This window comes from Sphingobacterium populi (genome assembly GCF_001586775.1).
GTDB classification, from domain to species: Bacteria; Bacteroidota; Bacteroidia; order Sphingobacteriales; family Sphingobacteriaceae; genus Sphingobacterium; species Sphingobacterium populi.
On the sequence record NZ_LQXS01000002.1, the window covers coordinates 650,142 to 674,509 of the forward strand.

Annotated in this window: 12 protein-coding genes; all 12 read left to right on the forward strand. The window is 43.2% G+C overall.

Going from position 1 to position 24,368, the window contains the following annotated elements:
• Window positions 1-33: 33 nt before the first annotated feature.
• The 12 genes from A0125_RS07115 (at window position 34) to A0125_RS07170 (ending at window position 23,895) form a co-directional block, all read left to right on the forward strand.
• Window positions 34-2,547 carry a glycoside hydrolase family 38 C-terminal domain-containing protein gene (locus tag A0125_RS07115; protein WP_197464811.1) on the forward strand — a complete coding sequence of 838 codons (2,514 nt, stop codon included), beginning with the start codon at window positions 34-36 and terminating at the stop codon, window positions 2,545-2,547.
• 8 nt (window positions 2,548-2,555) lie between these two features.
• Entirely contained in the window at window positions 2,556-3,941 is a 1,386-nt protein-coding gene (locus tag A0125_RS07120; protein ID WP_066753998.1) for an SGNH/GDSL hydrolase family protein, read from the forward strand.
• A 16-nt stretch (window positions 3,942-3,957) separates the two neighbouring features.
• Window positions 3,958-6,267: a GH92 family glycosyl hydrolase gene (locus tag A0125_RS07125; protein WP_066754000.1), complete on the forward strand. Its 2,310-nt coding sequence runs from the start codon at window positions 3,958-3,960 to the stop codon at window positions 6,265-6,267.
• A gap of 84 nt (window positions 6,268-6,351) precedes the next feature.
• A complete protein-coding gene (locus A0125_RS07130; RefSeq protein ID WP_066754002.1) occupies window positions 6,352-8,040 on the forward strand; it encodes a RagB/SusD family nutrient uptake outer membrane protein in 1,689 nt (562 codons plus the stop codon).
• 32 nt (window positions 8,041-8,072) lie between these two features.
• On the forward strand, window positions 8,073-8,513 hold the full coding sequence (locus tag A0125_RS07135; protein WP_066754004.1) for a DUF5004 domain-containing protein: 441 nt from the start codon (window positions 8,073-8,075) through the stop codon (window positions 8,511-8,513).
• A gap of 107 nt (window positions 8,514-8,620) precedes the next feature.
• Complete coding sequence (locus A0125_RS07140; protein WP_197464812.1) at window positions 8,621-9,535, forward strand: DUF4961 domain-containing protein; 915 nt, start codon at window positions 8,621-8,623, stop codon at window positions 9,533-9,535.
• Window positions 9,536-9,546: 11 nt separating this feature from the next.
• Window positions 9,547-12,411, forward strand: coding sequence for a SusC/RagA family TonB-linked outer membrane protein (locus A0125_RS07145; protein ID WP_066754006.1), 2,865 nt, complete (start codon window positions 9,547-9,549; stop codon window positions 12,409-12,411).
• A 14-nt stretch (window positions 12,412-12,425) separates the two neighbouring features.
• Window positions 12,426-14,168, forward strand: a complete 1,743-nt coding sequence (locus A0125_RS07150; RefSeq protein WP_231863158.1) for a RagB/SusD family nutrient uptake outer membrane protein — start codon at window positions 12,426-12,428, stop codon at window positions 14,166-14,168.
• Window positions 14,169-14,199: 31 nt separating this feature from the next.
• On the forward strand, window positions 14,200-17,304 hold the full coding sequence (locus A0125_RS07155; RefSeq protein WP_066754008.1) for a SusC/RagA family TonB-linked outer membrane protein: 3,105 nt from the start codon (window positions 14,200-14,202) through the stop codon (window positions 17,302-17,304).
• 25 nt (window positions 17,305-17,329) lie between these two features.
• The gene (locus tag A0125_RS07160) at window positions 17,330-19,615 is read left to right on the forward strand and encodes a GH92 family glycosyl hydrolase (protein WP_156472455.1); all 2,286 of its coding nucleotides are present in this window, start codon (window positions 17,330-17,332) and stop codon (window positions 19,613-19,615) included.
• Window positions 19,616-19,619: 4 nt separating this feature from the next.
• Entirely contained in the window at window positions 19,620-21,119 is a 1,500-nt protein-coding gene (locus A0125_RS07165; protein WP_066754010.1) for a sialate O-acetylesterase, read from the forward strand.
• Between the two features lie 91 nt (window positions 21,120-21,210).
• Complete coding sequence (locus A0125_RS07170) at window positions 21,211-23,895, forward strand: glycoside hydrolase family 2 protein (RefSeq protein ID WP_066754012.1); 2,685 nt, start codon at window positions 21,211-21,213, stop codon at window positions 23,893-23,895.
• The last annotated feature ends 473 nt before the right edge of the window (window positions 23,896-24,368 follow it).

Genomic DNA, 24,368 nt, shown 5'->3' on the forward strand with positions numbered 1-24,368 from the left:
GATATGTATCGCTATATACTAATTTTCCTTGTCATGATGCTACCGTTTGTCCGAACCTCCGCTCAGACGGCTTACTTTATCGATGGATACCACGGTGGCAAGTGGGGACATTATCCGAAAGCCTATACCAGTTTCGTGGCAGACCAATTGGAAAAGCATCCACATTGGAGGATCAATTTGGAAATCGAACCAGAAACATGGGATTGGGCTAGGGAAGTAGATCCGAAAGGTTATCAGCGTCTTAAAAAAATGATTGCTGATCAATCCGAGAATAGTCGGGTCGAATTTGTCAACCCTACGTACGGGCAGCCCTATCTCTACAACATATCAGGCGAAAGTATTATTCGCCAGTTCGAATATGGCATAGCATTGCTTGATAAGCATTTTCCTAATTTATCATTAGAGACTTATTCCTCGGAAGAACCTTGTTTTACGAGTGCTTTGCCTGGCATTTTACGTTCTTTTGGCTTTCAATACGCTTCGCTAAAAAGTCCCAATACATGTTGGGGTGGATATGTTCTCGCTCATGGTGGCGAATTGCTGGATTGGGTTGGGCCAGATGGATCATCTATTTTGACAGTGCCAAGGTATGGTATCGAAACGCTTAAAGAAGGTTCTACTTGGGAAACTACTGGATATTTTAACAAAAATGATTTTATCCATGCTGCGCTGAACGATGGCATTCGTCATCCTTTGGGCATGTGTCTTCAGGATGCCGGATGGGACAATGGTCCGTGGTTAGGCAAGAATGATGGTGAATATAAACCTACGGAATATACCACTTGGAGCAATTATTTTAAGACCATCAAAGCAGCAGGAAGCAAGTCCAGCGAGCAATGGCGATTCAGTCAGGAAGATTTGCAAGTCAGCTTGGTATGGGGCGCACAAGTGTTGCAGCGCATTGCGCAGCAAGTGCGTCAAGCAGAAAATCGCATGGTTTATACGGAGAAATCTGCCGCATTCGATCATTTGAAAGGAAGGCGTAGCTATCCTACAGACGATTTTAGACGAGCATGGCAACCACTCATGCTGGCACAGCATCACGATTGCTGGATCGTGCCTTACAATAGGGTAGATAGTTTGACCTGGGCTGGTAAAGTAACGCAATGGACCAACGAAACCAACGCTATAGCAGATGCGATCGAGTCCAATTCAAATGTTTCTTTCGATCCAAAATCAACATTGATCGTACAGAATCTACAAGCCTATGATCGCACAGATATCGCCGAAATAACATTCCCCAATACACAACTTATCGACACGAATCAAGTAGTTGTAGATCGAAATGGTAAACCCGTTTTGACGCAATGGGAAGCGAACTCAAAAGTCACCAAACTACTATTTGAAGCGCGTGTTGCTGCACTTTCCGAAGCTAGCTTTCGCTTGAAACCTAGTCGTAAATCACAAAAGAAGGTCGCTCGAATTGAGCATCTTGGATCCACAGTCCGAGTGGTGATGCCGCATCAAGCATTTATGATTGATCTTCAGCGAGGAGGTGTAATTACCAGTTTTAAAAGTAACAGCACCGAGCTCATTCCTGAAGGTGCAGACGGGGGATGGAATCAATTGAAAGGATTCTTTTATGATCAAGGCGAATTTAGATCAAGTACTGAAAATAGCGCTAAGGTGGAGGTTGTTGAGTTAGGTAGCTTACAAGGCAAAATCAGGATTACGGGAAAGGTAGATAAGCATACATTTACCCAAGAAATCCTAATTGCAAAAGATTTACCGGGCTACAAAGCAAGCTTACAAATTGATTGGGCAGGCCAACCCTCGATTGGCAAATACGATAACAAGGAGATGAAATTAGCCGATCGCGATAAAGCCTTTTACAACAACAAATATAAACTCCAATTACTCTTTCCGACTAATCTCAAAAATCAAAATATTGCGAAAGATGCGCCTTTTGACGTCACCGAAAGTCGCCTAGAGAATACCTTTTTTGATAGCTGGGATAGTATTAAAAATAACATCGTGCTGAATTGGGTTGATGTGACCGATGGTGATTCAAAAAAAGGCTTAGCACTATTCACCGATCACACCACGAGCTATGCGCATGGTGCGGATCATCCGCTTGGGTTGACGGTGCAATATGTCGGAAAGGGATTGTGGGGCATGGATTATACGGTAGACGGACCAACTACCATGGAATATCAAGTATATCCTCATGATGGAAATTGGTATGAAGGAAATGTGTGGGCTGAAAACGACCGTCGTGAAAATCCTTTATACGTAAAATTAGATAACTCATTTCTTGATAAACATGATAAAACACGATTACCAAAACCACTTATTCGATTTGAGCAACCGGGTTATGTGTTGAGCGCATTGCGTATCGACAACTATGATTTGGTTATGCGCGTTTACAACTCCTCTGGTACTACAACGCCATTGACAGCGCATCTATGGCTTGATATCGAAAAGGTTGTATTAGAAGAACTGGATCAGACGGTTATTCAACCCATTGCCATCGATTCGAAGCGATCTAGCATATCGCTCCATATTCCAAAGTTTGGATTCCAAAATGTCAGAATTAAACTAAAATAAGATCATCTATGAAACCATTAATTTTCATTGCTTTCCTCATTTTTTTTGCTCAAAATACTTTTGCGCAAGCAATCAAGCCTTTCAAGAAAGGAGATCGCATTGTATTTGCAGGAAATAGTATTACCGAAGCAGGCTTATACCACAATGATTTGTGGCTATATTATATTACACGATTCCCCAATCAAGAGATCACCGTACTCAATGGCGGGATTGGTGGTGATGTCGCGAAAAATATAAACGATCGTCTTGCAGTCGATATTCTTGGCAAGAAGCCAACTGCTTTAGTGGTTACGTTTGGTATGAATGATAGTAAATACTACGAATATGGCGATCGGACAAAAACAGCAGAAACACGCAAAATCGCAGTAGATACCTCACTTGCTTATTTTCAGAAGATAGTAGCAACGCTGAAGCAGCATCCTCGTCTGCGTAAGATCATCATGAGTTCCTCATTGTACGATGAGACCGTAAAAAATAATGACAATTATTTCCCAGGCAAAGCGGCCACAATGGAAGCGATGGCTTCGTTTCAACAAGAAACAGCGGAGCGTAATACATGGGATTTCGTCGATCTAATGGGGCAAATGACTACCATTACCGTACGAGAACAAGCTAAAAACCCAGAATTTACACTGACTGGTCCAGATAGAATCCACCCTGGAAGCGCTGGTCATTTTGCGATGGCATATCTATTTCTCAAAGCGCAGGGAATGGCTGGAAAACCAGTATCTGTAGTGCATATCGATGCGCAGCAGTCTAAAATTACAGAAACACAAAATGCGCGCGTTTCTTCTCTAAAGGCTTCGTCAAACTCGGTATCCTACGATTACCTAGCCGCTGCATTACCATTCCCAATCGATACTGTGCCAAGGGTTTGGCAAAACTGGCAAACGCAAGCAGAAGCGCTCGAAGTCATTCCATTTATGGAAGAAATGAATCAAGAAAGTATAAAAGTAATGGGCTTAGATGGCGCTAGCGATTATGAACTACGTTTGGATAACAACCTGATCGGTCGATTTTCATCAGCGCAGCTAGCCGAAGGAATAAATTTGGCGAGCTTGACCAATACCTCACAGTACAAACAAGCGGAGCAGCTGATCCACATCATGGGAGAATACCGCGATCTAGAACGCAAGTTTCGGAATTACACCTGGGTAAATTACAATTTTCTTAAAGAGAAGGGACTATTGCTAGACGACTCACAAAAAGCACTAGACACCGTGATGGCCAATCAAGATAATGTCTGGCTGAAGTCTAAAACGGAGGATTATAAAGCCGTGCGAAACCCAGCATCTAGAAAGGTTTTGGAAAAAAATATGGCGGCAATCCGGAAGCAGCTTTACACCTTAAACCGTCCAAAAAAGATACGTGTTACACTAACGGCTATTCAATAAATCACTGAAGCGATCCATGAAATCCATCACATATATTTTTTTAGCTGGGATACTATTGATCGGAAAATCTTGTAAGCAAGATGCTCCAATAGATTATATCAATCCCTTCATCGGAAGTAGCACGAGTGTTGGCGCCGCCGGAATTTATCATGGTCTTGGGAAGACCATTCCGGGGGCGACCACACCATTCGGTATGGTGCAGCTCAGTCCCAATACGATTACCGGCGGTGATAATGGTTCGGGATATAGTTACGAACATCAAACAATAGAAGGTTTTGCGATGACGCAAATGAGCGGAGTGGGCTGGTTTGGTGATTTGGGCAACTTTCTAGTCATGCCGACCACAGGACCATTGCAGCCGCAAGCTGGCAAAGAAAATGGCCGTGCTGGATACCGCAGTCGTTACGATAAAAAATCTGAAAAGGCCTCGGCAGGCTGGTACGAAGTACATCTTTCAGACTACAATATTGGGGTAGAGCTGGCAGCAGCACCGCACAGCGGTATGATGCGATTTACTTTTCCGCAACATCAGGAATCGCGTATACAAATCGACCTAGCACGTCGTGTGGGTGGCACATCTACCGAACAGAAGATTCAAGTGCTCGATGAGCATCATATTTCTGGCTGGATGAAATGCACGCCCGAAGGTGGCGGATGGGGCGATGGCGAAGGACAGTCTGACTACACGGTTTATTTCTATGCGGAATTTAGCAAACCGCTGACAGGTGTGGGCGTGTGGGAAGCTCATATTCCAGATACGGCAAAACGAAATCGAGAAAATGTACAAGCCAATTATTATCAAGATTGGATTGCTAATGCTACCGTAGAACCTGGTCGTACACAAGCACAAGGCAAGCATTTGGGTTTTTATACCAGTTTTGATACGCAGGCCGACGAGCAAGTCTTGATGAAAGTGGGCATATCTTTCGTAGATGAAAATGGTGCCATGCACAATCTTAAATCAGAGATAGCAGATTGGGATATGGATGCCGTGCATCAAAGAGCAAGAGGATTGTGGGCGACAGCGCTCGACAAAATGAAAGTTAGTGGTGGCACAGATGAAGAAAAGACCATCTTTTACACGGCCTTGTATCGTACCATGATCGATCCAAGAACGTTGCAAGACGTAGATGGGCGATATCCTACTGGAAATGGACAAATTCGCACTGCTGAAGGATCGCATACGCGTCGTACTATTTTTAGCGGATGGGATGTGTTTCGTAGCCAGTTTCCTCTACAAACCATCATCAATCCGCGTGTGGTCAATGATGTTTTGCATTCGCTTATTGATCTAGCCGGCGAAAAGCAATTAAACTATTTTGAACGCTGGGAGATTATGAATGCCTATTCGGGTTGTATGATCGGAAACCCAGCCGTAAATGTTTTGGCAGAAGCTTATGCCAAAAATATCCGAGATTATGATGTAAACAAGGCATATGAGTTAGCCGTAGGCTCCGTCAATACGTTTGGAAATGGTGAGCAAATGTTTAGCCCTGGTAAGTTGGGTATTTCACTGACGTTAGAATATGCTTACAGTGAATGGTGTTTGGCTATGCTCGAAAAACAATTGGGTAAGCACGATGCTGCGGCTCAAAGTCTGCAACGGGCACAAGCATACAAAACTATTTTTGATCCGGAGAAGAAATGGTTTCGACCTAAAGATAAAAATGGGACGTTTCTTCCTTGGCCTACGAATGGGCGTGAGGCGCATTGGTATGGCACGATCGAGAGCAACCCGTACCAGCAAGGTTGGTTTGTACCACATGATGTGAATGGACTTGCTGCGCTATTGGGTGGAAAGGATAGTATGATTAACGATCTAAATCATTTCTTCGAACAAACACCCATTAATTTCAGCTGGAACGATTATTATAATCATGCAAATGAGCCTGTACATCATGTGCCGTTTATGTTCAACAAATTGGGCAAACCATCGCTAACCCAAAAATGGAGTAAATTAATCTGCCGTCAGGCCTATCGAAATGCTGTCGAGGAAGGGTTGGTTGGCAATGAAGACGTTGGCCAGATGTCGGCGTGGTACGTATTGGCAGCTAGTGGCTTGCATCCCATAGCACCAGCGGATGGCACTTACGAAATCACGAGTCCCATATTCGAAAAAATCCAAATGCAAGTCGGTAGCCTTGATGGATCAACGCGTGAATTTCGAATCATCGCGAAGAATCATGATGCAGATAATACCTACATCAGCTCTGCTGTTTTAAATGGAAAGCCGCTTCGTCAAATGACCATTACGCATGATGATCTATTGGCTGGCGGCGAATTGGTATTGCAGATGTCCGACAAGCCCAAAGATATATATGAATAGTACTGCCTATAGAATAACGTTACGAGAAATATACCAATATGAGAAGCTAATAAAAATAAAAGTTAACCATTAAACACTGCAATTATGAAACCCATTTTATGGCTTACTTTAGTAAGCATGGCTACGCTTATATTCTATTCGTGTAGCAAGCAAGGTTTTTTAGACCAAACGGTCACATCCGATCTGGATAAGGATATGGTGTTTTCAGATAGTTTGTATACCGTTCAATTTCTCAATGATATTTATCGAGAAATTGGATTTTCTGAACATCCCAATAGATTTGGAAACGGAGGTTTGGATGCTGCGAGTGATGAGTCGCGACCGCAGCGCTCGATCAATGTGACCACATCGGTACTATTTTCGTCGGGTACAATCACGGCTGCTAGTATTGCTACTGATGCTTGGACAATTCCCTATGCGAATATTCGTAAAGTAAATCAATTGCTTGCCAATATTGCGAAAGCACCGATTGCTGATTATCAGAAATCTATTATGATAGCTGAAGCCCGTTTCCTGCGAGCTTGGTATTACTTCATTCTGGTGAAACACTATGGCGGTGTGCCACTTGTGGGTGATACGATCTATACTTTTACAGATTACATTCCAGCAGAGAGAGCGAGTTTCGAAGAGTGCATTAATTACATTGTGAGTGAGTGCGATGCTGTTCGCACCCAGTTACCATACAGACAGATTAGAGGCGAGTACGGGCGTGCAGGCGGGGGGACCTGCGATGCGCTCAAGATGCGTGCATTGCTTTATGCCGCCAGTCCATTGTACAACCGATCGAACGTCAATCCATTGCTAGGATATTCTACTGCAGATTTGGAGCGTTGGCGATTAGCGGCAGAAGCGGCGGAGCGGATCATCGCATCGTCTACCTATAATCTATATACGGCAGATAACAGCTCGCCAGGAAGGTCATTCTACACGATCTTCACCCTGCGAGAAAATACAGAATACATTATTGCTCGGATGCAACCTACGAATAAGGAGCTTGAGGAAATTTGGCAACCACCTTCGCGTGGTGCTGCCAAAGGAGGATTTCCGTATCAAGAAACGGTGGATGCATTTGGCATGGCCAATGGTTTGCCAATCGATGATCCAAATAGTGGTTACGATCCGCAAAATCCTTATGCTGGTCGCGATCCTCGACTCGCCTATAGTTTCATAAAAGATCAAACCGAAATAGCCAACAATCAAGGTGCGATTGTGCCAGTGAATATTTATCTGAATGCCGATGGTTCACCTTCTAGTCAGGATGCTATTTATTCTGGTACGCCAACAGGTTACTATACCAACAAGATGCTAAATCCAGAACATGCCGCCAATTTCATTCATGGCGGTACGAGAAACTTTCCATTGCTCCGTTATGCAGAGGTTTTGTTGTCTTACGCAGAAGCTGTAAATGAATATAGCGGACCTAACGAAAACGTCTATCAGGCCATAGAAGCCATTCGGAGTAGAGCCGGACTGAATCCGTACACTATTCCAAGAGGACTGTCACAAGAGGAGATGCGAGCGATCATACATGGGGAGCGCCGTGTCGAATTGGCTTTTGAGGGGCATCGATTTTGGGATGTACGTCGTTGGCTGATGGGCGATACGCAGAATATGCAAATGCATGGCATGCAAGTCACCAGAAGACAGAATGTACCTACGTACAAGATCGTAGAAGTAGATAAACATAATTTTCGACCTGAAATGTATTACTGGCCAATTCCGTTATTGGAAGTCGGTAAATCACCAGAGCTCGAACAAAATCCGGGGTACTAATTTCATTTAATCTAACCAATTAATCTACAAAAATGAAAACCATAATTTACCTAAACTTAGTAAGAGTATCGGTGCTACTGTTGATATGCTTATTTTTTTCGTGTGAGAGCCAGGAGGAGCTTATTCCTGAAACACCGAAGGAGATCACTGGAATATGGCGAATTACCAAAGCGGTAAGAAATGGAGCCGATATCACCAAGAAATTCAATTTTAATGATTTTCGTGTCGATTTTAAATCGGACGGGACATACCAATTATCTCAACCAATTCCTTTCATTGTATCCACCAATGGTTCCTATACCTTGGACGATCCACAATATCCGTTTGAAATCAAATTTGACGAGTCATCCACTGGCTATAGCGCGAGTTCATTATTCGAATATCCGATCGTTCAGGGCAAAAGACAGTTGTCTTTAAACTTCCATACAGGCTGTAGCACGAATAGCTATACCTATACCTTAATCGCGGATTAACAAAAAACTAGATCGATATGAAAATAGTTAGAAAAATTTGCTTGCGTACCCACAGAATGGGCAAGTGGTTAATCATTGCGTTATGTAGTACACTAATCGTTTGTTGCGTGTTTTTGGATTCAGTAGACCAAGCGTCTAGTGTTGAAGCTGGGGAGGTATTCGAAGCAACTTTAACTGCTCGTGTCAACTCGGCACAAGAAAGAAACAATGTACGTTTTGTAATTGGGGTATTGCTACCACGAAGCTGGCAGGCCGCTGGAAACACGACGATTACCTACACATCCGATTTTGGAAATGGTGATTTCGTTCAAATTCCTAGCAGCGTACGCGCACCCAATTCAGGAAATAACCTGCCTTGGTCTGGGGCATTGATGAATAAGTTCGGCATCGGTCCAAATCTAATTGATGATATGGAATGGGTCGTTTTTTGGACACGCGAGCAGTACAATATTGTGAATGGTGATAATGTCGAGATTGATGCTAAAATCTCGATTCGCAGTGGTTCGCAAAATATGCGCTTCAAAGTAGGGTATTTTGTAGGATCGAGCGAGGATGGTCTTAATGACTTTTTGGGTGGCCCTGGTGCTTTGTATAAGTCCATGTTTAGCAGCTGTTTTGAAGTGACAGATGGCGAGGGAGATATCATAGATTTTTGTAATCCACCACAAACCTTTTTGACCCCGTTTCGCTCTTCGGATAACGATATTTTGACACTCACTTTTGATCGCGAAATAATACCTGGTCCGCTTGGCGACGATATATTCTTATGTGCTACAGCCGAATTGGCTGACGGTACATTCAAAGAGGTATGCCTGCAAAAAGAGAGCAACCGTTTAACGCTTGTAGAAGGTCTTCGTGGTCGGTTTGACATTACGTTCTGGCCGCGGCAACATTTTGCACTAGCAGAGGGAGAATCCATTGTTCGTCTGAATTACTTTTTTACTGATGCATCTGGTGCTATTAGAGTTGGTTATGCTAATAGTCCAGACGAGCCATTTACACATACGTTTCGATGTGACTAATACCTAAAACTATGAGACAGAAATCAAACATTAAACAGGTTGTATCCTACATAGGGATGCTTCTGTATATTATATGTTTGTTCCAAATAGAAAATGCTAAGGCACAAGCGAATCAGGAACAGGCAGATACCTTAAGTGGGTATTATAAAGAGATTCCGCTTAAAACTTTTGTGGGCGCAAGAGCAACACTGCTGAATGAGCAGTTAAATACCACGCCTGCCAATAGTTACTTGCCTGCGATGACAGGCAGATTACCTGGTTTTTATACCAAACAGAATAGCGGATTTAGACAGACAAGTACAGCACGTAACTATGAAAGTGGAATAGGTGGTAACGTGCCTATGGTAGGCCAAGGCGTGCCTAGCGAAAATACGGAATACAGCATAGCACTTCGCAGACAAATACCAGTCGTGATCGTGGATGGTGTACAGCGGGATATATTTTCGATAGATCCAGATAATATAGAATCCATCACCCTGTTGAAAGATGCATTATCGACCATCGAATTGGGACAACGGAGTTCGAGAGGAATTCTATTGGTCACGACTAAAAGACCAGAAATGGGCAAAACGAATATCAATTTTAGAGCGCAATTGGCCCTGCAAGAACCATTACCTTGGCCAAAACCTTTGGAACCTTACCAGTTTGCCTATTTGCTCAATGAAGCAATGACCAATGTCGGTAATCAACCAGTGTATTCGGTAGATGATTTTAATGCATTCCGAGCTGGTAATGATCCATATCGTTATCCCAATGTAAATTGGTACGATGAAGTATTTCGCTCCAATGCACCCATGATGCGGTACAATCTATCAGCTAAAGGTGGTAATTCGGTTAGCCAATACGCGATCGCTTTAAATTATACAGATCAACAAGGTTTATTCAAAGAAGATCCCAACGTCGCTTATAATACAAACTCGTCCTTGAAGCGGTATGTGATTAATACCAACGTCAATATCAATATCACGCCGAAATTTAAATTAGGACTTCAGATGACAGGTCGGATCCAAGATGGTAACGAGCCTGGTATTGGCACTCAAAATTTGTTAGAAAGCGTCAAGAAAACACCAAATGGGGCTTACCCTGTGCGCAATGCGGATGCCAGTTGGGCTTCTACCAATTACTTTCAAACCAATGTAGTTGCGCTAGCCACGCATTCCGGTTATCGCCAAGATAATATGAAAGATATCATGGCCAATATCAATCTGAATTATGATCTAAATAGTTTATTATCTGGACTCAAAGCACGTGCTATGACCAATATTGCGGTGCAATCGCTCACCGGAATAGTGCGACAACGCAGTGAACCGACGTATAATATGGGGATCACTCCAGCGGGAGATACGGTGTATAATATCATGGCCACAGCATCAGCGCAGACCAATGATTTCAACACGGTTTTCAACGCCAGATTTTGGTTTACCCAGCTAGCCCTTGATTACGATAAGTCTTGGTCCAATAATCATTTGGTAGCGACCGTACAGGCAGATCAACGCAGAACATTGTACAACTTTGATCTACCAGCTGTCGCGACCAACGCTACCACCAAATTGGTTTATGATTACAAGGAAAAGTATTTGGCACATGCGGCCTTAAATGCCAGTGGTTTTAATCGGTATCGCCCAGGTTATCAATATGGACTTTTCTATGCTTTCGGCCTAGGTTGGGTCGCTAGTGAAGAAGATTTCATGAAGGACAATACATCATGGATCAATCATTTAAAACTCCGTGGGGTATTTGGCAAAACAGGAAACGGGGTAGATAATGCTGGATATTACGATTACCGCGCAACATTCACAGCTAGCAATGGTGGCATCGGTAGTGGTGCGTACTCTGCTGGTACATCGCGTTCGGAGCTACGCGGATTTTGGGAGAATGGATTTCTGCCTAATATCCGTACATGGGAAGGTGCTTATAAGCTCAATGTGGGTGTAGATATGAGTTTATTCGGTGGCAAAATCGACTTTACTGGTGATGTATACTATGACCAATATTATGATCTATTGCAGTCTCGTGGCAAAAGCATCGAGTTGATCGGCATAAGCTATCCTTATGAGAATATCGGTAGATCGGAAGTGAAAGGAGCTGAATTTAATTTGGCATACCGAGGTGGAGAAGGTGATTTCCAATATTTCATAGCACCAAATCTAACGATTGAGCAAACCAAGTTGTCCTATTTTGATGAACAACGTCAACGTTTTCCTTGGCAACAAATGACTGGCCTACCACTTGGAGTGCGCATGGGATACATAGCCGATGGCATTATTCAAAATCAACAAGAAGCAGAAGAAGCGGCTTCCACCATCGGATACGAAGTGTCTCCAGGAGATATCCGCTATCGTGACCTCAACGGCGATGGCATCATCAACCAGTTTGATCGTACCGCGATATCAACCACCAAGCCCTTGATCTATTATGGACTAAACCTAGGCTTTTCTTACAAAGGACTAAGCTTTAGCGCACTGATACAAGGTGTCGGAAATAGGGATCTATATCTCGACGACAGAGCGATCTATGGTGGATTTTTAGGATTTGGTGGCTTTGAACAAGCCTATCCTGCTATTCTAGATCGGTGGACACCTGAAACTGCTGCGACAGCCACTTATCCACGGCTTACCATTGGCAACTCGCACAATTATGCAGAATCTTCCTTTTGGATTCGCAGTGGCAATTACGTTCGGTTGAAGAACGTGCAAGTTGCTTATAGCTTCTCGCCGCAATGGATGAATAAAATGCGATTGAGTGGATTGACGGTATTTGCCAATGCGATGAATCTAGCTACTTGGTCAGCATTCGATGGCCAAGATCCAGAGGTTGCGATCGGATCTTATCCAATACAGAGAGTTATCAATTTTGGTTTGAACCTAGACTTATAAGTATGAAAGCCTTTATGATGAATAAAATAAAATATACTATGTTATTGGGGGGAATAGCATTGGCCATACTAGGGACAGCCTCCTGTAAAAAGGATTACGAGGCCGAACCATTGGAAAACGTGACGATAGATTACGTATTTGATCCTCTCGATTCCTTGGGCATCAATGCAGGTCGTTATCTCAATGGACTATATGCAGATATGTTTCCACGGGATGTATCGATGAATCGTATCAGTGGCAATTTGCTTGAGGCCGCGACTGACAACGCCATTCCGTCCAATCTTGAGGATAATCCAGCTGGACGTCTCCTGCAAGGGCAATATTCCGCATTTGATCGCATTGAAAGCGATATGGTTTGGGGTCAATTGTATGAAAATATCAGGTCTGCCACCATCTTCATTAATAACATTGATGTAGTTCCTCTAAACGATAGCAAATTCGAAGCGCTACCTACTGGACTTACAGTCAAAAGGACTTGGAAAGCCGAAGCACGTTTTCTGCGGGCACTAGCTTACTTTGAATTATTGAAGCGCTACGGCGGTATTCCGCTCATGGGCAATGATGCCCGTAGCTTGGACGATCAGATAGAATTGCCTCGCAATAGTTATAGTGATTGCGTCGACTACATCGTGAGCGAAATGGATGCTATTCGTGATAGCCTTTTGTATTATCCTGTCCCAAATCCTTCTAGGAACAGCCATCGCGCAACCAAGGGAGCAGCAATGGCGCTGAAAGTACGCGTACTATTGTATGCTGCAAGTCCTTTGTTCAATGGCGGCAACATCGATGGCGCTAATCCAGTAACAGGATACACCGCATTAGACAACAATCGCTGGCAAAGAGCTGCTGATGCTGCAAAAGAAGTCATAGACTTAGGTACCTATGCCTTGGTGGATGATGTGCGGAAAGTGTTTACGGAACAATACAATTCAGAGATTTTATTTTTTAAACAATGGAGCAATAATCGTGATATCGAAAACACGAATGGACCATTTGGTTTTGGAACCCAGATCGGTGGGCAAGGGCAAACTAGTCCAACACAAGAATTAGTCGACGCATTTCCAATGGCCAATGGCGTTCCGATAGATCAAAGTACTACCTATGATCCGAATAATCCGTATGTAGGAAGAGATCCACGATTCTACGAGACTATTCTGTACAATGGCGCTCGCTGGTTAGGCACCAATTTGCAAACCTACCTTGGTGGGCAGAATCGTCCCGGAGGCAGTGATCTACAAACTCGTACAAGTTATTATATGAAAAAGCTGATGGGCGATTTTGAAGAAGCTGCTCAGTACAGTGAGAGCCAGCGAGATTATATCTTGTTCAGATATACCGAAGTCGTATTGAATTACATCGAAGCGCTAAATGAGGCACAAGGACCAGTTTCCGAAGTGCTAGCACAATTGAAAGATTTGCGTAGAAGAGCTGGTGTTGATGCGGGCGATGATGGAAACTTTGGCTTACCAACAAGTGCCAACAAAGCAACGATGAGAGAGCTTATTCAAAATGAACGGCGGATCGAATTGGCCTTTGAAGAACATCGCTATTGGGATATACGCCGATGGAAAATCGCAGAAAACAAGTTAAATCTTCCGCTGCATGGTATGCAGATTTTAGAAAATGGTGGACAATTTACGTACAGCCAGGAGGAGGTTTTTCAACCACGTTTTACAACCGCTATGTACCTGTATCCGATTCCAGACAGTGAGGTCTTAAAGAACAACAACATGGAGCAAAATCCAGGGTGGAATTGAGAAGTGTGTTTTACCAATTATCCGTTGAAAAATGAAAAATAGTATCATCATAATAATCTTATACACCTGTCTGTGCAGCTGGTCGCTAGCCTTCGCACAGAACCGCACAATTAGAGGAACCGTGCGGGATCTTACAGGTGTGCTTCCCGGTGCAACAATACGGGAAAAGAATGTAGAAAATAATATGGCCTCTTCGGACCAACGCGGACGCTTTACGCTAAGCCTTCAAGGGCAATCCAATACGGTAATCGTCAAATTAATAGGTTTTGCCGATTACGAATTGGTGCTTGGTCGTGAAGACTACATTGATGTCACGCTACAACCTTCCAATCAAGGTTTGGATGAGGTCATCGTGGTCGGATTTGGCACCACCAAGAAGATCACAAATACAGGTGCGGTTAGTTCTGTATCGGGCGCCGAAATACGAAATGTGCCGACCGCCAATGTGCAAAATACATTGATGGGGCGAATGCCTGGATTTGTTTCGCAGCAAAGGTCTGGTCAGCCCGGTAGAGATGCCTCTGACTTTTTTATCCGTGGTGTTAGCTCTTTGAATAGTGGCGGTAATAGACCCTTAATTTTGGTCGATGATATCGAATATTCTTACGACCAATTGCAACAAATAAATGTGAACGAAATCGAGAATATCACCATTTTGAAAGATGCCTCTACCACCGCCATATATGGTATCAAAGGCGCGAATGGTGTTTTGATCGTCACCACTCGCCGTGGTAGCACCGGGAAGCCACAAATCAATTTGAGGTTGGAATCGGGAATTCAAAATCCCATCCGTACGCCTCAATTCCTCAATTCTTATGAATCAGCCAAGCTGATTAATGAGGCCTTTGTCAACGATGGACTGCCAGAGCGATTTTCGGAAAGACAGCTACAGCTTTTTCAAGACGGCAGCGATCCGTATGGGCATCCCGATGTGAATTGGTATCAAGAGATATTCAAAAATGTGGCAGCGCAGACCAATGCGAATCTAGATTTATCTGGCGGCTCTGAATCGTTGCGCTACTTTATTTCTGGCGGTGCACTTACGCAAGGCGGTCTAGTACGAGATTTTGATGACCCGTATAACGAAGTTAACACCAACTACTTTTTTCGTCGCTACAATTTTCGGTCAAATCTAGATCTTCGGGCAACGAAAACACTCCAGTTACGCTTTGACTTAAGTACGCGTTTTGCAGATATTAATCAACCCAACTCGCTCAACGCCGTTGGTGAAATATATGATTTTAGCAAGATTACACCATTTTCAGCACCATTTATAAATCCCAACGGCAGTTATGCGTATGCGTTTTCTGAATTTAATCCAGATGCGCTGCCTACACTCAATGCCCGTCTGGCCAATGGTGGATACAACCGTACCAAGCGCAGTGATTACAATGCCTTGTTGCAAGCACGTCAACAATTGGATTTCATCACCCCTGGATTGGTATTAACGGCGCGTATTGCGTATGGTGGCATCGAAGAATATGCGCGCGGCATTACGCGCGGTGGATTGCCACCATCTTATCATTACAACAGTGTGAATGATTCGTACCAATTGGACCCTCGTGGACGTTACGTCTTAGAACCATATGGTGTATTTGGCAATACCAATCAGTATTATCGCAACTTGAATATCCAAGGATTTATCAACTATGACCGCGATTTTGGTGATCATCGCATAAGCTCTTTGTTATTAGTCAATCAACAAAGTGTGTCTGCGCAAGCCAATGTTCCTGAAAACTTTCGCGGTACATCCTTGAAAGTAGGTTACAATTACAAAGAGAAGTACTTACTTGATGTGAATACAGCCTACAATGGTACCGATCGCTTTGCCAAAGATCAGCGATACGGATGGTTTCCAGCGGTAGGGATTGGCTGGGTAGCCTCTAAAGAATCCTTTATTCAAGAGTGGTTTCCAAAAGTTGACCTGCTCAAGGTTAGGGCATCTTTCGGTCTGGTAGGGTCTGATGTGACCAGCGGCGGAAGGTATCTGTATAACCAGATCTATGAAAATAGCGGTGGCTACGTTTTTGGAACTGGTGGAGCTGGTGTAGGCACGATCAGGGAAGGTGAGCTTGGGAATATGAATGTGACTTGGGAAAAGGAATGGAAAAGAAATGTCGGATTGGAGTTGAATCTGTTCAATCAGAAGCTAAATCTGACTGTTGATTACTTCCACAATACACGTTTCGATCAATTGATTCGTCGCGGATCCGTTCCCGGAATTTTGGGTGTTGGTTTTGCACCGACTAATGTGGCTCGGACAGTGAATCGTGGATTTGACGGTATTGTAAGTTACAGAAGTCAAATCGGACAAGTCGGTATTAGCAGCGATCTTGTTTTTCAAGTATTTCGCAATAAGGTGTTATTTCAAGATGAGGCTTCGCCAGCATTTCCTTGGTTGGCGCGTACTGGACAGCCCATTGATCAGCCTTTCGGCTATCTATTTGACGGATTTTACAGCAGCGATGATATTGCTCAAATCTATACGCCCGATGGTATCGCTCCAGTTGGTTCTCGGCCGCCAATACCACTATATGGGTTATCGCCGACTGGTCAAGGCGGCATCCAAGAGGGCGATCTTAAGTACCTCGATCTTAATGGTGATGGTTTTATTGATGATCGGGATCAAGCACCAATTGGACGACCGAATCTGCCTAGTACCGTTTTAGGATTGACCTTAGGCGCCAATTACAAAGGGTTTAGTGTCAATGTATTGGTGCAAGGATCGTTTGATTATAGTTTTGACGTTATTGGTACAGGTATAGAACCGTTTCAAAGTCAATTCCAACCCATACATCAGCAAAGATATACGCCTGGAAATGCGCAAAATGCCGAATTCCCAAGGTTGACTCAAAACCCGACGACCGTAAATAGTGCCCGCGCTTATCGATCTGATTTTTGGTTGCTCGATGCACAATACGTCCGACTCAAAACCGTGGATCTAGGCTATCAATTTTCGGGTCGAAAGTTGCCTCTTGGCGTCAATAGTTTGCGACTTTATCTAAGTGCCTACAATCTATTGACATGGACTAACTACAATAAGTATCAACAAGATCCAGAGATTTCGAGCAACACGAGCGGTGATGCTTATTTTAATCAGCGGGCAATTAATCTTGGTTTACAAATCGGCTTATAATACTAATCTCTTAAACATGAATAATATGCTAAAAACAGTCAATTTCTATATTTTAATCTTGCTATCCTTAGCCGGACAAAACATCCGAGCGCAGCAGAAGGATCCATTATCTTATGTGAATACATTGCAGGGGACGTATTCGAATCCGCAATTGTCCTACGGTAATACCTATCCAACGATTGCACTTCCGTTTGCACAAAACTTCTTCTCTGCACAAACGGGAAAAAATGGCGATGGATGGAAGTACAAGTACACCGATTCTACCATACGAGGATTTCAACAAGTACATCAATGTAGCCCTTGGATGAATGATTATGCAGTATTCTCCTTGATGCCAGTCGTTGGACAACTCAAAGTACTGGAAGATGATCGTGCAAGTGCGTTTAGCCATGATAATGAAGTTGGTAAGCCCAATTATTATCGCGTGAAATTCGATAATGGGATACAAACGGAGATATCGCCGACAGAGCGCGGTGCGTTCATGCGTTTTTCTTTTCCAAAGAAAACAGAATCTCACCTAGTTTTAGATGGCTATACCAAAGGTGCGCAAATTGAAGTACAACCCGAAAAACGACGTATCATCGGTCGCGTCAGGAATGGTTATTTTATGCCCAACAAAATGTGGAGCCATTTTGTCATCGAGTTTGATCAAGATTTCACGACTTCTGGTACTTGGAGTGTAGCGAACCCAAAGCCAAACAGCAGTCAACAAACTATAGAAGGAGAACAAATAGGTGCGTACCTCACCTTCAAGAAAGGTGCTATAGTCAATGCTAAAGTAGCCTCTTCCTATATCGATCTTGAACAAGCTGAGCTTAATCTATCACGTGAACTTGGCTCGCACAAAAATCTAGAACAAACGAGGAAGGCAGGTGCCGAAGTATGGAATGCCTTGCTGGGTCGTATCGAAATCGAGGGCGGTACAGAAGAAGAAAAAGCAACTTTCTACTCTTGTTTATTCCGTGCCAATCTTTTCTCACGTAAGATTTATGAAATAAATAAGGACAATAAACCTATCTATTTTAGTCCATACGACGAGAAGGTTCATGATGGATATATGTATACCGACAATGGCTTTTGGGATACATTTCGCGCGCAATTTCCGCTAAACAATATTCTCCAGCGAGAATACCAAGGGCGTTATATGCAATCTTTATTGGATGCCTACGATCAATCTGGTTGGCTGCCGACTTGGTCGAACCCAGCTATGTCTGGCGTGATGTTGGGTAATCATGCGATTTCATTACTCACAGATGCTTGGGTGAAAGGCGTTCGTTCATTCGATCCTGAGAAAGCACTGGAGGCTTATCTGCACGAAGCAACTAACAAAGGTCCATTTGGCGGTTCCAACGGACGCGAAGGATGGGAAGATTATTTCACAAAAGGGTATGTGCCATATGGCGGCAAGGTACACGAAACCACCGCTAAGACGCTGGAGTATGCCTACAATGATTTTTGTGGTTATCAATTGGCAAAAGCAATCGGAAACGATTACTACGCCGAAATTTTCAAAAGACAAATGTTCAATTACCGACACGTATGGGATAGCGAGGTTGGTTTTATGCGCGGTCGTTTGGCCGACGGAAGTTGGAGACCAGACTTTGATCCGATTGAGTGGGGTGGCCCATTCACCGAAGGTAATTCATGGCAATATACATGGTCGGTATTTCACGATCTAGGTGCTTTAGGCAATATGATGGGCGGCGCCGAAAAGTTTGTTACCAAGCTAGATACGTTCTTTACGATGCACTCTGACTTTAAAGTTGGAAGCTATGGTTTTGAAATCCATGAGATGACCGAAATGGTATTGGCGAATATGGGGCAGTATGCCCATGGTAATCAACCTGTACAACACGTCGCTTATGCCTATAATTATGCTGGACAACCTTGGAAGACGCAAGAACGTGTACGCAAAATCATGTCTCAACTGTACAACGCTACGCCAAAAGGTTTCCCAGGCGATGAAGATCAAGGCGGTATGTCGTCTTGGTACGTGTTGAGTGCTTTAGGCTTGTATAGCGTATGTCCAGGTACTACCGAATACAATATTGGTAGCCCAGTATTTGAGAAAGCGACTATTCACTTAGAAAACGGAAAGAAATTCGTCATTGAAGCAGAAAACAATAGTGCATCTAATGTTTATATAGAATCGGCATCCATCAATGGTAAGTCGCTTGACAAAAACTATATCGATATCCAAGATATTCTGGAAGGCGGTACACTGAAATACAAAATGAGCAATCGTCCAAATACAAACCGCGGGCGTAATAAAGAAGCTAGTCCATTCACCATTCACGAAATGAAACCTTGATGTTATGAAATACACCTATTTTGCCTATTTCGCAACGTTTATATTGTTACTGTTCTTCAAAGATGTATATGCGTCGCCTAAATCACTTAAGTTATCTTCTATGCTACAATCCAAAATGATTGTACAGCAGAATAGACCCATGCGTGTCTGGGGAGAAGCTGAGAAAGGCGCCAAGGTTTCGGTGAAGGTAGATTGGCTGGCAACGCAGGTTGATGTGCAGGCAGATGATCAAGGAGCATTTATGGCGATACTGGATGTGCCAAGCGTTCAGCGTGATCCTTTTGCCGCACATTGGCTGCGTGTTGAATCTGGGGGAGAACATATTCTGTTGGATTCTTTACTCATTGGTGATGTGTGGTTGTGTTCTGGGCAGTCCAATATGCAATTCTCTTTACATGAAGATTTGGATGCAGCCCAAGGTATTGCCAAGGCAGATCGTCCTGAGATTCGCTTATTCAATGCATCGCTAAATTTTTCAGATAGCCTCTTGGATTCTCTTGGTGGCTCGTGGGAAATTTGTACACCCGAGATCGCCAAAAAGTTTAGTGCAGCAGGGTTTTATTTGGCAAGCCGCTTGTCTGACTCGCTACGTTATCCTATTGGTGTAATCTTTTCGGGAATCGGTGCTTCTGCCGCGCAAGCGTATGTGCCCAAATCGGAGTTAGCAAACAATCCAGTACTCGATAAACAGTATTTGGAACCTTACTTATCGAGTTCCCGATCTAAAGAAGTGATCGACGGTGGCTTTTCTTTTGAAAAAGTGACGCGTCCCTATTTATTATACAACGCGATGATACACCCGCTTCGCTATTTTGAGATCAAAGGAATTTGTTGGTATCAGGGCGAGAGCAATCACGAAGAACGGGAGAATTTTAGCCTATTGATGGAATCCTTAGTACGAGCATGGAGGACGTCTTTTAGGCAGGGTGAATTACCATTTTACTTCATTCAAATTGCTCCTTACGGACATGAAGGAAGGGATAAGACGAATCGCGTAGATGCATTTTTTAGAGAAGCACAAGAAAAGTTATGCGCTTTAAATAATGTAGAAATGGTGGTCAGCATGGATGTCGGTGATGCGAACGATCTGCATCCTAAACGGAAAAGATTATTGGGCGAGCGATTAGCGGATATTGCACTCAATCGTCTTTACGGCTATCGCAATCAAGCTTATCGCGGACCACAACCTAATTTTGTACAATTTGACAAAGGCAAGGCCATCGTCAATTACGATGTTTTAGGACTTAGTGCAGGACTCAAAACCAATGATGGCTCGGTACCAGCTTATTTTGAATTGGCTGGAGATGATCATGTCTTCCACAATGCTACTGCGAAGATTATCGGAAATAGTGTGGAAGTATCTTCCAAGATGGTCACTAAACCCATTGCTTTGCGGTACGCATTTACCAATGATGCCGTAACCAATTTGGAAAATCGGGCTGGATTTCCTGCTGTGCCTTTCCGTACAGATCAATGGAAAGAAGTTATCATAAAAGACAATTAAAAGAAAAATTTAACAATCGTGGTCATTAAATCTATTCCCATCATGGGAATAGATCTGCTAGCTGCAACAACTAAAAACATAAACTATTAAGATGAAAAAACATCTTGTATTGCTTACCATATTGATAGGTAATCTAATTGCCGTATCTGCACAATCTTTGGAATGGCTACTCACGGATGAAAACCCAGATATCGTTTGGGAAGTCAAACCGCAAGCTGATGAAAAAGCTTCGGGATTCGAAATATCAAAGCCGAATTATAAATTTAGTCAGGCGGTAGAGGCACCTGTGCCAGGTGTTGTATTTTCCGCTTATGTGGCGGCTGGTCTTGTGCCAGATCCGAATGTAGGAAACAATATTCATCAGGTAGACGAAGCGCTCTTTAATCGACCATTTTGGTATCGCACCACATTCAACACGCCAAAGAAATTGCAGTCAGGCGAGCGAGTATGGCTTCACTTCGATAATACGAATCGATATGCCGATTTCTATTTTAACGGGCGCAAGTTATCAGGCACGGATTCATCCACACGTGATGTTAGCGGACATATGATTCGTTCAAAATTTGACGTGACAGAATGGTTAAATCTCAATGGTTCAAATGCCATTGCGGTGTTGATAACTGATGCCGATCAGAAAAAGACAAGAAATGCCGAAGGTTCATTCGGTGTTGCCGCCAGCCCGACTTATCTGTCTGCAGCGAGTTGGGATTGGATGCCTTATGTACCTGGCCGTTTGGCTGGTATTACGGGCAAAGCTTATCTGCGAATCGTTCGCGATGTGCGGATGGAAGATCCGCACATTCGTTCGCAGCTCGAATCAAATGATATTGCCTATCTATCGGTATCTAGTAAGATTAGCAATGATGCGGATCAGGAGCAAGAGGTGAAGGTTTCGGGGACGATCCAACCAGGCAATATCCGCTTCACAAAATCGATCAAGGTTCCGGCAAATAATTCTTCCGTCATATATTTTGAGCGTAAGGATTTTGAAGAACTAATTGTGCATAAACCAAATCTTTGGTGGCCCAATGGTTACGGTGAGCCTAATTTATACACTTGTGAGTTGGTCTGCGAACAGGGTGGTCAAATATCGGATGAGAAAACGATCAAATTTGGCATTCGTGAATACAGCTATCAATTTGTGCCCAATGCGGCCGGATGGCCTGTAATGAATTTCTATATTAATGGACAGAAGATCTTTCTGAAAGGTGGAAATTGGGGTATGAGCGAATATCTGCTGCGCTGTTCGGATGAGGAATACGAGCAAAAAATACAGCTCCATAAGGATATGAATTATAACATGATTCGTTTATGGACAGGTTGTGTGACGGATGATGTATTCTATGATTATTGTGATCAGTATGGCATTATGGTGTGGGATGATTTCTGGCTGTACGTGGCTTACAATGATATTGTAGATTATGAAGATTTTAAAAGAAATGCACTAGATAAAATTCGTAGACTACGAAACCATCCCAGCATCGCACTTTGGTGTGGCGCCAATGAGACGCGTCCAAAACCCGAGTTAGATGCCTATTTGCGCACAATTGTCGCTTCCGAAGATCATAATGATCGCATGTATAAATCCAGTTCCAATCAAGACGGCCTTTCGGGTAGCGGTTGGTGGGGCAATCGATCGCCAAAAGATCATTTTGAAAACTCGGGTAGCAATCTAGCTTGGAATAAGCCGCCTTATCCTTACGGATCGGATCGAGGTTATGGTTTACGCACAGAAATTGGTACAGCGACCTTCCCGACTTTCGAAAGTGTTCGGGAATTTATTCCGAAGAAAAGCTGGTGGCCATTACCTACGGATGAGGAATTGAAGGATGACGATGACAACGTTTGGAATAAACACTACTTCGGGAAGGAAGCTTCTAACGCAAATCCTATCGCTTATAAGACGGCTGTAAATACGCAATACGGTACATCAGATAATCTAGAGGAGTTTTGTGCGAAGGCGCAATTCTTGAATATTGAGGTAATGAAAGGTATGTACGAGGCTTGGAACGACAAAATGTGGCATGATGCGAGTGGTCTTTTGATTTGGATGAGTCAATCTGCATATCCGTCATTTGTCTGGCAGACCTATGATTATTATCATGATGCTACAGGAGCATATTGGGGTGCAAAAATGGCTTGTGAACCTTTGCATATTCAGTGGAATTCATCTACTAACAGTGTCAAAGTCATCAATACGACTGCTAAATCTTTGGAAGGAGCATTGGCCAGTGTAAAAGTGTATGATCTCCATGGTCACATCATCGAAGCATACAGTCAAAATGCGTCCATCAATGTTTTGGCGAGTAACAATGTAGAAGCTTTTCAAATACCTTTTTCAACAGACGAGCATAATAGCGCTTTGCAATTTATCCGTCTGGAGCTTCATGCTGTTGATGGAAATCTGATCGCAGAAAACTTCTACTGGCGAAATGCTAATAATGATGATAATTACACTGACTTGCAAAATATTTCAGCCGTCTCGCTAGATGTGAAGTTGTTGGATAAAAAGCAGTCTGATGATCAACGGACATTCCAGATTCAAGTGCAGAATAAGAGCAACAAGCCTGCATTTGGAAACAGGTTGCGACTAGCGCACGCAAAAAGTAAAGCACGTATTTTGCCCATCATAGCATCTGATAATTATTTTACATTGATGCCCAATGAATCCCGCATAGTGACGATTCAGTTTGATGCAACTGCCTCAATGGATGCCGTCGATGTGTTAATTAAGCAGTATACACATCAGGAAGAGAAGAAGCTTACCATTCGATGATCTTAAAGCGGATAACTTATTTCAGGACGAGTCATTTAAGCAAGCGGAAGTAGGGCAGAGCCTCACATTTATGTCTTCATGCCTTGCAATGGCGCATTTAAGTATCCTCCGGGGATACTTCTGTCACCTTACGTCGATTTAAGAATCATTCTAGGTATACTTACAAATATACAGTCGTTCTTGGAAACAGATTAAGAATGCCACAAGCACTAATATTGTGGGGGAAATAAATAGCATCAACTTTGTAACTACTGTGGTAGGTTAATAATTGGTTTGGTAAAAACTCCTGAAGTTCCCAACTTCAGGCGTTTTTAGTCTATACACTTAGAACTTTATACGTTCGTTTTGTGAGACAAAATCACTTTTGAGCCTAAGTAATGACACATACTCTACGCTGTATCCATGCGTTAATATATGCAAGCTCAATCTAACTACAATTTACTGGTAAAAAGATCTGATGTCCAAATTGACAT

What these genes read in the sequence shown, in the direction of transcription:
- A0125_RS07165 (WP_066754010.1), top strand. Translation starts at nt 19,620, where the DNA reads ATGAAATACACCTATTTTGCCTATTTCGCAACGTTTATATTGTTACTG.
- A0125_RS07155 (WP_066754008.1), top strand. Translation starts at nt 14,200, where the DNA reads ATGAAAAATAGTATCATCATAATAATCTTATACACCTGTCTGTGCAGC.
- A0125_RS07145 (WP_066754006.1), top strand. Translation starts at nt 9,547, where the DNA reads ATGAGACAGAAATCAAACATTAAACAGGTTGTATCCTACATAGGGATG.
- A0125_RS07150 (WP_231863158.1), top strand. Translation starts at nt 12,426, where the DNA reads ATGATGAATAAAATAAAATATACTATGTTATTGGGGGGAATAGCATTG.
- A0125_RS07120 (WP_066753998.1), top strand. Translation starts at nt 2,556, where the DNA reads ATGAAACCATTAATTTTCATTGCTTTCCTCATTTTTTTTGCTCAAAAT.
- A0125_RS07135 (WP_066754004.1), top strand. Translation starts at nt 8,073, where the DNA reads ATGAAAACCATAATTTACCTAAACTTAGTAAGAGTATCGGTGCTACTG.
- A0125_RS07170 (WP_066754012.1), top strand. Translation starts at nt 21,211, where the DNA reads ATGAAAAAACATCTTGTATTGCTTACCATATTGATAGGTAATCTAATT.
- A0125_RS07125 (WP_066754000.1), top strand. Translation starts at nt 3,958, where the DNA reads ATGAAATCCATCACATATATTTTTTTAGCTGGGATACTATTGATCGGA.
- A0125_RS07115 (WP_197464811.1), top strand. Translation starts at nt 34, where the DNA reads ATGATGCTACCGTTTGTCCGAACCTCCGCTCAGACGGCTTACTTTATC.
- A0125_RS07130 (WP_066754002.1), top strand. Translation starts at nt 6,352, where the DNA reads ATGAAACCCATTTTATGGCTTACTTTAGTAAGCATGGCTACGCTTATA.
- A0125_RS07160 (WP_156472455.1), top strand. Translation starts at nt 17,330, where the DNA reads ATGCTAAAAACAGTCAATTTCTATATTTTAATCTTGCTATCCTTAGCC.